Genomic DNA, 10,627 nt, shown 5'->3' on the forward strand with positions numbered 1-10,627 from the left:
TTCATCCTGAGGTAATCCTTCATTCAGATCAGGGCTTTCACTATACACATCCAGACTTTCAACTTTCCTTAAAAGACTTACATATCAAGCAGTCTATGTCCCGAAAGGGAAACTGTTTAGACAATGCATCCATGGAATCTTTCTTTGGTCATATGAAGGATGAAGTCGATATTAAAAGCTGTCAAACTTTTAACGACCTTAAAGAAACCATTTATAATTATATTGAATACTATAACTGTCATCGCTATCAATGGGGATTAAAAAAAATGACCCCGATTCAATATCGGGATCATCTCATTGTGGCTTAATTTAGGCTTTTTTCTATAATGTCCTATTTCTAGGTACCAGTTCATAGTATAGCAGAGTTATGCTCTTTTTATTATACTAATCGTAAATTTTAACGTCAGTTCTAAGACTGCAAACATTATCTTTGCTCCACCGGTACGGATCTCTTCGGTCGTACTACGACAGGAAAATTTCTATTATAGGATGGTACTAGAGTAGAAAAGTATAAGCAAATATCCACTAATCTATATCTTTAGATAGATGCTTTTGGTGGAATTTTATATTATAATAAATAAAATAATTTAATGCATAATCGCACTTAAAATCAATCAAGAAAAGAGAAGAGGAATAACCAATGATAAAAATAAACGGCAAGCAACTTATGAATATCTTTTTAGCATCTTTCGTTTTCTTCAGTATAATCACCATTACTAATATCAGTACTACCTATGCTGCTGCATCTTCAGTTGGAATAGTAAATTATCAACATTTAGTTGAACAGCATCCCGATTCAGCAAAAGCACAGATAGCAATGAACGATGCTATTGCACAAGCAAAATACAACTTTGACACAAAATCAGTTAATATGAATGATCAGGAAAAACAATCATATTATCAGCAACTACAACAAGGTCTTCAAATTAAGCAACAGAATCTTTTAGAAGCTATTCAAAACAAATTAAACGATGCTGTCAAAGCCGTGGCGAAGTCTAGAGGCTTAACTATTGTTATAGATGCAGGAGCCGCAGTTTATGGCGGGCAAGATATAACTGATGATGTAATGAAAAAGATCATGGCAAAATAAAAGAATGATCCAACTAATAAAGAGATCAGCGGACGAAATGAACCGCTGGTCTCTATTTTTTAGTACTGCTGGGCAGAGAGTATGGCAGTTCGTCTAACGATATCTGTCAGTGTAAGGGAATGATTTTATATCCTTTGAGGGACAAGGAAATTTGTCAGGACCGACATTTATATCTAATGACATTGTTAGTAAGGCGATGGGATTATTGAAAACCAATACTGGTGGAAGACTCCAGTTCGTAGTATTGGCGCACATGGTTCTGATTTAGTAAGGGAATAGGTATGTGCAGCTAGAATTGTTTGATAATAGCATAGACAAGTACAGTAGATGCATTATTTATTTGATGATAAGGGTAGATGTTTTATAGAACGGTAAGATAAAGTTATTTGTCATCTAGCTATTAACGATTGAATGGAATGAAACTTATTGCAATGGCGGAAAACAGCCTATAATTACTACTGATTGAGAGAAATGATGTCATGATCATGCGTATGTGATAGCTATTTGGAGGTTTTGTTTGCGAAAGTATGAGTGTAATTAAAGTAAATCTCTGATAAGTTTGGACTAATTAAGGAATTAGCTTTATACTATAGAGTAAAGGAAAAATAATCTCAATATAAAAATTTACAGTATTTTGCCAGAATCGTATCTTTCCGATCAAAAACAGTACATTGATTCACCCTTATTTCAGCAACTATTTCCACTCAGCAGCGAGATTTATCATGCGTAGCGAAGAACGCTTCTTTCGGTATAATCTTAAAGCACATAAACCATAATCGTTGTTTCATCTATCCTAGCAAATAAATTGCGTAAAATTTTTTGTTATTCATGTTGGTAGTTTTTATTTCTATACTACTAACTCCAGAAGATCTAATACATAATTATATTAGTAAGTTTTAGAAGTGAAGTCTAGGTGGTGAAAATGTCTAATCTAAACAGTTTTCTTAATAATTTTAAAGACTGTAAAGCATCTCTTTAATAAGGAGGAGACGGTAGAGTCGTTACCTTGAGACGGTGGTGTCTTAATGAAGGAGGAGTATTTTTATGGCAGGGGATAAGAAAAAACAAGAATTTTGCAATAAAAGATGGTTGGATTGTAGGTGCTAAGAAATACCCCGCCAACTCCGGACGGTGTACACGAATTGGCAAAAGCGATTCAGGGACTGTTGAAAAAAGATTTACATTAAAGAATGGGACAAGGATGTCTTTCCGCATTATAAGGTATATGATATTTGTAGAAATTTATCTAACGTAAGTTTCCCAAAAAATCGAAGGAATGAAGTGGATTTTGTTAAAAGGACTTCTTTCTTCATTAAAAAGTATAAATATAGACGATAAAATTAAAGGAGAATTCTTATGGAGAGCAAAATACCAGAAGCTTTAATTAGATGCGAAGCAAGACGTACGTTTCTCGCGCTCTGTTCGCCTAAAACACAACTTTTACATGATCCTATTTCTGATCCCTATGCCGTTTGTGGACATCCCAATCCATCTGGTCTAGGAGAAGCAAGCTGCTTTTCGCAAAAGGGTTCTTGGGGGCAAAGTTCAGTTTTGTTTCCTAAGCTTGCGACTTATCGCACAGCAGATAAATGTGGCAAAGCACCTTATGGTGGTGCGGAATATGGCGTTCCTCAGACACCTGAAGCAGATGCTGTATGTAGAAAAATTGCGGCTTTGCATAAAGGTCATGGTGCCGTCATCTGTCCATCGGGATTATCTGCGATTGCAACGACTTTAGACGCGTTTTCACCGAAAGCAGTTCTTATTCCTGATAATGTATATGGACCTATGCTTCGCTTTCTAAACCGGCGCAAAATAAAACAAATCCGTTATTCCGCAGGTGCTTCGAAAGATGAATTTCTCTCGGTCCTATTAAAAGCACTTAGCGAATATTCTAAACGTGAAGACTTGATTGTCTATATCGAGGCTCCGGGCAGCGGTACTTTCGAAATACCCGACATCCATGGGATGATCGCTATAGCGCAAGATGCCAAGTTGCGTACTATTATGGACAACACATGGGCAAGCCATGTCCGTTTTCAACCGCTTGAACACGGCATTGATATTGTTGTTCAAGCGACGACAAAATACGAAGGTGGATATGGTGATACGCCATCAGGGATTGTTATCGCCAAGCACCCACAAGATTTGCAGATCATTGCCGATGAGTTACGTGCAAACGGTAATGGTGCAGTCGCACCAACTACTTGCTCGCGACTTTATCACAGACTTGATTCGGCTGAAGAACGTCTCGATCAACACGCTGATACTGCTCAACGGCTGATCCAATGGTTTTTAAAGCAGCCTTTTGTTACCAGCGTCCTTTCACCGTCTTTGGAAACTTCACCTTATCATGAGCGTTTCCAGCGCTATTTTGGTAAAGGAAATGGTCTTTTTAGCGTCGTTTTTCGCCCAGATCTATCGACAAAGCATATCGAGGCTTTTGTTGATGCACTAAACTTGTTTTGGGTTGCTGAAAGCTGGGGTGGGCATTTATCGCTTGTATTGCCGGTGCATGCCAATCGCGAAGTTACGCCTAAGCCTGATGGTTATATTTTACGCTTCCATGCCGGACTCGAAGACTACCAGGATCTTTTGCGTGATCTCAACCAAGCGGCAGGATGTTTATAAGTAATTTAGACATCGATTAGTCGGAGGTGGTTTTTTTCATCTCTAAGAGTTTTTCTGCTATAATGCTCAAACTTTCTGGAGTAATTTCAGTTTTAGTTGCAAGGGTTTTGATTAACAACTTTATGGGATTCGAGCCTCTTTAACACGATCTCTAGTTCTACAACTAATTCCTGTATTAATCTCCTTTCTGAATTTAAATTTTACTTATTTTATGATTTACATGCTTGTCCGTGCAGATAACAACCTGGGAGAAAACAAACTTTACGTGTATATTTACTTCTGGTTTGTCTTTTCCTTCTATATGTTCCGTACTTACGATTACTTCACGTACGAGCTGCTTAACAATGTCTCGTTTCGTTTCAAACGTAACTTCACCTGAGATTTTATCCTTTAAATCATTTAAAAGCATAATAGCGTCCTTCTTGCGATTAACTTCTTCATTGGTCGCAAGAAGGACATTTTTTAATTCTTTCTGCCTGTCTTCGAGAGCAGCACATTCATTGATGATTTTAGAAAGCTGTTCTTCAACATCTTTAGCGGTTATAAGTTGCTTTCGATATAAATCAAGAATGGACTGTTTTTCTGTATCCTTTTGCGAAAGGGAAGACTTGATCAATTCTAGCTCATGTTCTATCGAAATAGTGCTACTTTTTATTTCTGGTGTGAGGTCGGTTAATAATTGTCCGGGATTGTTAATAAAGCTAACACAATCGTTCCAAACCTTTTCATCTAGCCATTCGGAAGGTATATTTTTAGCTTTGCATTTTCCTAGAATCTTGCCTCTATAAGAAGTTTTTCCATTACATACATAATAACCAACTCGCATCCCTTTTGCGTTCGGAAAGCCCGTTCCAGCAAATTTTAAACCACATTGTGAGCATCGAACAAGGGAACGAAGTAAGTACTTATGCTTTGCACAACGGACAGCTTCTAGCTGATTCTCTTTTAACACGAGTTGAGCTTTATTCCAAGTATCTTCATCCACGATGGCAGGTACTTTGCGTTCAATGATTTCTCTTGCTTTATTAGTTCGTTTTCCATACTCATGAATCCCTTTGTAAGCAGTCTGTACGATCATGCTTCTAACACGTCCTGGTAACCATGCACTTATGTGTGGGACTTTATGACCTTCAATTGCATATTTAGTAGGAACGCCTAGAGCATTTAAATAATCAGCTATTTTAATTGTGCTCATATGTTGCTCTACAGTAAGGCGAAAAATTAATCTTGCTACATCAGCCTCTGACATATCAAAACCAGGGAGGGGAGTAGCACAAACGGTAAGAAATCCTTCCGTATTAACGCGATAGCCATATGGACAAATGCCGCCAAGCCATTTTCCGTTGCGAGCTGCTCGATTGGCGCCATGCCAAAGTCGATCAAGGATATTGCTGCGTTCTAAATCAGCAACACCAGCAAGGATCGTGAGTAAGAAGCGGCCAGAGGGATCGCTGGTATCAAATGGCTCTGTCATAGATTTAATCTTAACCCCATACTGCTCCAAGGTATGGACACCATTTAGGATCGTCCTAGCGCTTCTACCGAAACGGTCAAGACGATAGAAGAGGAGAGTATCAAACTTCTTTTCTTGTGCATCCTGGAGCATGACAGAGGCCTCTGGGCGGGACTCAAAAGGGAGAGTTCCTGAAATTCCATCGTCCTTATAAATTCTAACAATGTTTAATTGATGAAGATCGCAATATTTTGTTGCAAATTCGATTTGGTTCTCAATTGTACCTTTGTCGGCTTGATCGTCAGTACTGACTGGTCAAACACGAACATAGATGGCAATATTCATATTGTCACTAGTCCGCATAAAAATCACCTTCTTTTCATGTATCGAAATTTTTACTGCTCTTAGAAATGTGTGTGTTAGTACATATGTTCGATTGAGCGATTAAAGAAAAAGGCGGATGTACCGCCTTGTCTATATAATACCACTCTAAAAGCTTAAACGGAATCTGCTTAAGCTTAAATATTTATATCTGTATATGAGCCGTGACTATTTTCTATTGAAGAAACAACTTTATTCCATTGCTCTGCCGTTAGAAATATCTAACCATCCTTTATTGTATAAGCAGGCATTCTCCCTGTAACGCCTCGTCCAAAACTAGACACTGATAAAATGCCTCAGCAATTAGTGTGGATACGTCATTGATAGCAGGAATAGGGGAGATGTTTTGTATAAACAATTCTAGATTAATAGTTGCTTTCATTATTTCACCTAGTTCAGCTATATGCTAACTTTATCAAATTCGTTTACTTTTTTAGGCTTTGAGGTAGATAGCACTAGTACAATTTTAGGAATCTGTACGAATGTGGACAATAATGGTAAAATATAATGAAAAAATGAGCTTGGTAGTTGGGAGCTAACTAATAAACTAGCTATAAAAGGTGCTAATAATATTTCACTTGTTAATCCAAGTAAGAGACTAGCCCCTATGTACCCCCATTTTGATTTTGAGAGTTTAAAGGCTGAGAGACCAACTATTATTGCATCTGCCAGTATCGCAGCCAATACAATTATGTGCTTATAAGGTAAAAAAGACCAAAATAAAAAAGGAGCAGCCCCAGATGAGGCCAGTGCTATAATTATCCATATCGGATGTATACCTATCAGAGTTCCAAATCGGAAATAGCCATAGAATGGGATAAAGAATGCTAGTTTTTTAGAATCTCCTATTCTTTTTGCTAATATTAAGTTAAGAAAACTGTTCAAAAACCATATATATATTGAACTCAATAAGACGCTTAACGATGTAAGATTAATCTCGATCATTAAAGACCTCCTAATTATTAAGTAAAAAAGCAAACGAAAATGCTTCTTAGAGTATTTTACCATGATATTACAATATTGGCATGTCAAGTTAGACTAAATATAATGATATAACTATTTTAAAGCATTATCAGAAGAATATTGGATTTAGAAAAACATTGTAGTCTTCGTTCATATGCTTGGAGCAGACCAGACGTGGTAATAAAAACGAGAGGGTATCAAATATGAAAAAAGAGTATTTTAAGGAGTTTAAAAATTCTTCTTTTTGGGACGATAGCGATTATGCAATTAAAGAATATGTGAGCACTCCACCAACAGATGACCTGATAGCATCTGTTGAGCAAGATTTAGGGTACAAGTTGCCAGCTTCGTATATTGAAATGATGAAGCTTCATAACGGCGGAATACCATTAAATACGTGCTTTCCTACTAATGAGCCGACTTCATGGGCGGAAGATCATATTGCAATTACTGGGATCATGGGAATTGGACGTGAAAAAGCATATTCCATTTGCGGTCAATTAGGCAGTCTATTTATGATTGATGAATGGGGCTATCCGGACTTCGGTGTAGTGATTTGCGATTGTCCGTCTGCGGGGCATGATGTAGTGATGTTGGATTACCGTAAATGTGGGAGGAATGGAGAACCGGAGGTTATCCATGTAGATCAGGAATGCGATTATGAAGTTACCTTCCTTGCTAAAGATTTTGAAACTTTTATTCGTGGACTTGTGAATGAAAAAGTTTACGATACCTCTGAGAAGGATAAGGAGACCGCTCTGGAAAAAGTAGCGCGTGGTGAATTTTCGCCATTGCTGGCAAAGCTTTGCGCTCATGCGACGGAAGTGGAAAATCTAGAAGATAAAATCCGGGAGATTTGTACGAAGATAGTAGAGAAAAAAGGATTTTTTGCTCTTCACGCAGATGAGCTTTCGATATTAATGTATGACCTTCAATTCTGGCTCTATACAAAGTTTCAGCCGAGCATTGATAGAGAGAGATACCTGAAGGATTATGAGATGATACTCGTCTTTAGCGGGGAATTTAGCACGGGAGGCTATGCCCCCAGCTTCATTACTGACTGGTTGAATGATCGCGTAGGCAAAGGGATGATTATCGAAACATCTGAAACTATCCGATTTACGGAAACAGCCAAGGAGCAACTGTTGAATCGCCTCAATGAGACTAACAATGGTGAAAAGTTATATAACATAGCCTATCTATTAGTGGAGTAGTGCTGTGCCATCATTAGACTAGAAGGTTTCAGTAATGGATTTTAATACAACAAAGGGAGAAGGAAATATGCATCCATCGTTACGCAATAATCAATATTTTGTAAAAGAACATGTAGGAATGTTCAAATCAGCAAATAACTATGACATTTTTGATCCTCAAACGAACCAGAAGATTCTCGAATGCAGAGAGCCAAACCTTGGTTTTTTTACCAAACTGCTTCGATTTACAGATTACAAGAAGATGACACCGTTTAATATAGAAATTCGTACTTCGGACGGCCAACTAGTCTGTTCAGTGAAGCGTGGCATATCCATATTTTTATCAAAAGTTGATGTTTCTGACGAAAATGGAAGCATCGTTGGTCACTTCAAACAAAAGCTATTTTCCATTGGTGGAAAATTTGAAGTTCTAAGTGCGGAGAATGCTATCCTCTGCACTCTACAAGGAAAATGGACAAGTTGGGATTTTCGCTTTATCCAAGGCAATACTGAACTTGCCAGTGTAACAAAAAAATGGGCAGGACTAGGAAAAGAACTTTTTACATCTGCCGACAACTACATGCTTTCAATCAATGACTCGGTTGATAAAGATGACAATATACGTACACTTGTATTGGCATCAGTTATGTGTATCGATATGGTTCTGAAAGAATAATTACAACTCAACAAGAAGACAATTATCGACTTTACGGCCTACAAACCTTACAAGCCACAAACCCCGCATCCACAGCCTCATCCCAACTCAAGCAGGACAGGATTAATTGTGTTGGAGAATGTTGGGGTATATTTAACGTATTAGACAAACGAGAAATGCATGCTTCAAGGGCTGATGATCGTATTGTTTCAATTAAAAGAAGTGCTTGAAATAAAGGTATTGAAAATAATAAGGGCGAGGATTTAAGACTAATTTGGTTTACACAAGGATATTCAATTCATTATCACGAAATTTAAGTTTTAGATAACTCGACACCTTGAGTTTAAAAAAAAGCTAAAAGAATCATCGATATGGAGAACGTATCATTTATAATAACGAAAAATCCCTGCCAAATTACCGAATCAAAAGAACCGTTGCTTTAAGTCATAATTTCTAGAGCGAGGTCATAACATTATAAGTAGTTGTCAATTTTGAGGAGGAAGAGATATATGGATGTACAAATAAGAGAAGTAGACAGGGAAGATTTTGATAGTGTTTTTTCATTGTTTAAACAACTTTGGCCTGATAAGCATTTACATAAAGAAGATATGTTTACCGTGTATTCTCGAGGGATGGAGGGGAATACTGACAAGTATATATGTGCAGTATATGATGGTAAAGTTATAGGGTTTTGTGCAATAGCTTTTATGAATAACTTTTGGCAAGAAGGACGTATTGCATATATTTATGCAATGGTGGTTGATGATGCTCTAAAAGGACAGGGAATTGGAACTCGGTTGCTGGATGAAGCTTATAGTATTGCCGCGGTACAAGGCTGCAAGAAAATTGAACTGGATTCAGGTTTTCAAAGGGAAGCAGCACATAGATTTTACGAGAAAAAGAGTTATGTTAAAAGGGCATTCTTGTTTTCAAAAGATATTACTTGAGGGTCATGGGAGGAGCCTCGTCGAGAGACCCTGTCCAAATAGCTTAACTTGATGATAGATAATAATCCATTAGTGGACAGAGCTGTGTCTTATTAACACAACCTTATATTTTAGCTACGGCCTATAAACCTTACAAGCCATATACCCATCACCAATAGCCTCATCCCGACTATCATAAAACACTTTGTTCCCAGGTGGCAGCATCATCACATAGCGGCAGCCAAAATAATAGAACTTGCTAGTATAAGAACTATATACGTAAAATATGGTTTTTTTCTTAAATTCTGGAAGGGAAAAAACGCTTTTAGGAGAATCTAGATTGAGAAAAGATTTGATGGATAGTGTAGCTGTGAACGATCGGAATCCTATTAAAAAATCTTTTACACAAGAATTTATGGAGGAGATACTTAAGTGAAAAAAGTGATTCTATGGGTAGTCGCACTAATGACAATTTCCTTAACTTCAGCGGTAAGTGCAGCTGATGTCTCTATGTTAAGACCTGAAAAATCAGTTCCGCAAAAAATCGCTGTTGTGGTGGTTGGGGACCAAGATTTCAAGACACGTGATTATTTTGAAAGAGTTGAAAAGTACTTTAACGATGCGAATCAAAAAGTGGTAGTAGGAACGGATATACAAAGTGAGTATCAGAAGTATTGGTTCGAAAAAGGATTCATAGAAGAGCAGCAACTAACTAAGACTGATCTTATTGAGTTTGCTAAGTTTAGTAATTATGATAAAGTACTATTCTTGGTTATTGATGTTCCTGTAATTGAAAAGAACAATATTAGAACGGGATTGTTTAGTAGTATTAACAGAACAAGAACGAGTGTTGAAATAAAGGCCTTTTTATCTACAAATACGGAAGTTCTCCATATTATGAACGTGACTAAAAAAGATGATTCTAATTCAAGTGAGTTAAGAGCAAAACGTGGAGCATTTGGTGCTTGTATGAAAGAAATTTCTGCCGAGATGAAATTATATATGAAATAAAGAAGATTATTTAAAGTAAAGTGAACTGAGCCCCTTGTATTGGACATTTTAGAAAAAGTCCAATACAAGGGGTATTTTTGAGTTTATAATCAATAGTATTAAATCTTTCGGAGGATAATAATGAGCAAGATCTTGTACAACAATTTAGAGCAAAGCCTATTACTGAAAAATTCGAATGTGATTAAAGTATCTGACCGTTCCATATCCTATCATACTGATTTTAAAGTTAAAGCTGTTCGAGAGTATTTAACCGGAAAAACACCTAATCAAATTTTTATCGAAAATGGATTTAATCTTGAACTTATAGGATATGAAAAGCCTAAG

The 10,627-nt window shown here is 37.0% G+C and carries 9 protein-coding genes and 2 pseudogenes; 8 read left to right on the forward strand and 3 right to left on the reverse strand.

From position 1 onward, the window contains the following. The 3 genes from BMZ99_RS24905 to BMZ99_RS24920 form a co-directional block, all read left to right on the forward strand. Window positions 1-308 (forward strand): IS3 family transposase (locus tag BMZ99_RS24905; protein ID WP_139214855.1); only part of this gene is annotated, 308 nt, incomplete at its 5' end. A 332-nt stretch (window positions 309-640) separates the two neighbouring features. Beyond that, window positions 641-1,090: an OmpH family outer membrane protein gene (locus BMZ99_RS24910; RefSeq protein ID WP_090944461.1), complete on the forward strand. Its 450-nt coding sequence runs from the start codon at window positions 641-643 to the stop codon at window positions 1,088-1,090. A gap of 1,356 nt (window positions 1,091-2,446) precedes the next feature. Next, window positions 2,447-3,721 carry a trans-sulfuration enzyme family protein gene (locus tag BMZ99_RS24920; protein WP_090944468.1) on the forward strand — a complete coding sequence of 425 codons (1,275 nt, stop codon included), beginning with the start codon at window positions 2,447-2,449 and terminating at the stop codon, window positions 3,719-3,721. A 193-nt stretch (window positions 3,722-3,914) separates the two neighbouring features. On the opposite strand, the gene BMZ99_RS24925 is transcribed toward BMZ99_RS24920, so the two are convergent. From BMZ99_RS24925 to BMZ99_RS24930, 3 genes and pseudogenes are all read right to left on the reverse strand, one after another. Next, window positions 3,915-4,970, reverse strand: coding sequence for a recombinase family protein (locus BMZ99_RS24925; protein WP_281246867.1), 1,056 nt, complete (start codon window positions 4,968-4,970; stop codon window positions 3,915-3,917). A 96-nt stretch (window positions 4,971-5,066) separates the two neighbouring features. Then, window positions 5,067-5,474, reverse strand: a pseudogene (locus BMZ99_RS27510) (recombinase family protein); the annotation flags it as partial. Window positions 5,475-5,954: 480 nt separating this feature from the next. Beyond that, a complete protein-coding gene (locus BMZ99_RS24930; RefSeq protein ID WP_090944474.1) occupies window positions 5,955-6,500 on the reverse strand; it encodes a hypothetical protein in 546 nt (181 codons plus the stop codon). 176 nt (window positions 6,501-6,676) lie between these two features. Between BMZ99_RS24930 and BMZ99_RS24935 the strand changes: the two genes are divergently transcribed. The 5 genes and pseudogenes from BMZ99_RS24935 to BMZ99_RS24955 all read left to right on the forward strand — a co-directional run. Continuing rightward, window positions 6,677-7,732, forward strand: a complete 1,056-nt coding sequence (locus BMZ99_RS24935) for an SMI1/KNR4 family protein (protein ID WP_217645156.1) — start codon at window positions 6,677-6,679, stop codon at window positions 7,730-7,732. A gap of 34 nt (window positions 7,733-7,766) precedes the next feature. Beyond that, window positions 7,767-8,387, forward strand: a complete 621-nt coding sequence (locus tag BMZ99_RS24940; protein ID WP_245755153.1) for an LURP-one-related/scramblase family protein — start codon at window positions 7,767-7,769, stop codon at window positions 8,385-8,387. Window positions 8,388-8,875: 488 nt separating this feature from the next. Continuing rightward, the gene (locus tag BMZ99_RS24945) at window positions 8,876-9,313 is read left to right on the forward strand and encodes a GNAT family N-acetyltransferase (protein ID WP_090944480.1); all 438 of its coding nucleotides are present in this window, start codon (window positions 8,876-8,878) and stop codon (window positions 9,311-9,313) included. A 411-nt stretch (window positions 9,314-9,724) separates the two neighbouring features. Continuing rightward, window positions 9,725-10,303 (forward strand): hypothetical protein, encoded by a 579-nt coding sequence (locus BMZ99_RS24950; protein WP_090944483.1) that lies wholly within the window; start codon window positions 9,725-9,727, stop codon window positions 10,301-10,303. 120 nt (window positions 10,304-10,423) lie between these two features. Continuing rightward, a pseudogene (locus BMZ99_RS24955) lies at window positions 10,424-10,627 on the forward strand (IS3-like element ISBsp3 family transposase); the annotation flags it as partial.

The organism is Pelosinus propionicus DSM 13327 (assembly GCF_900114615.1).
Classification (GTDB): domain Bacteria; phylum Bacillota; class Negativicutes; order DSM-13327; family DSM-13327; genus Pelosinus; species Pelosinus propionicus.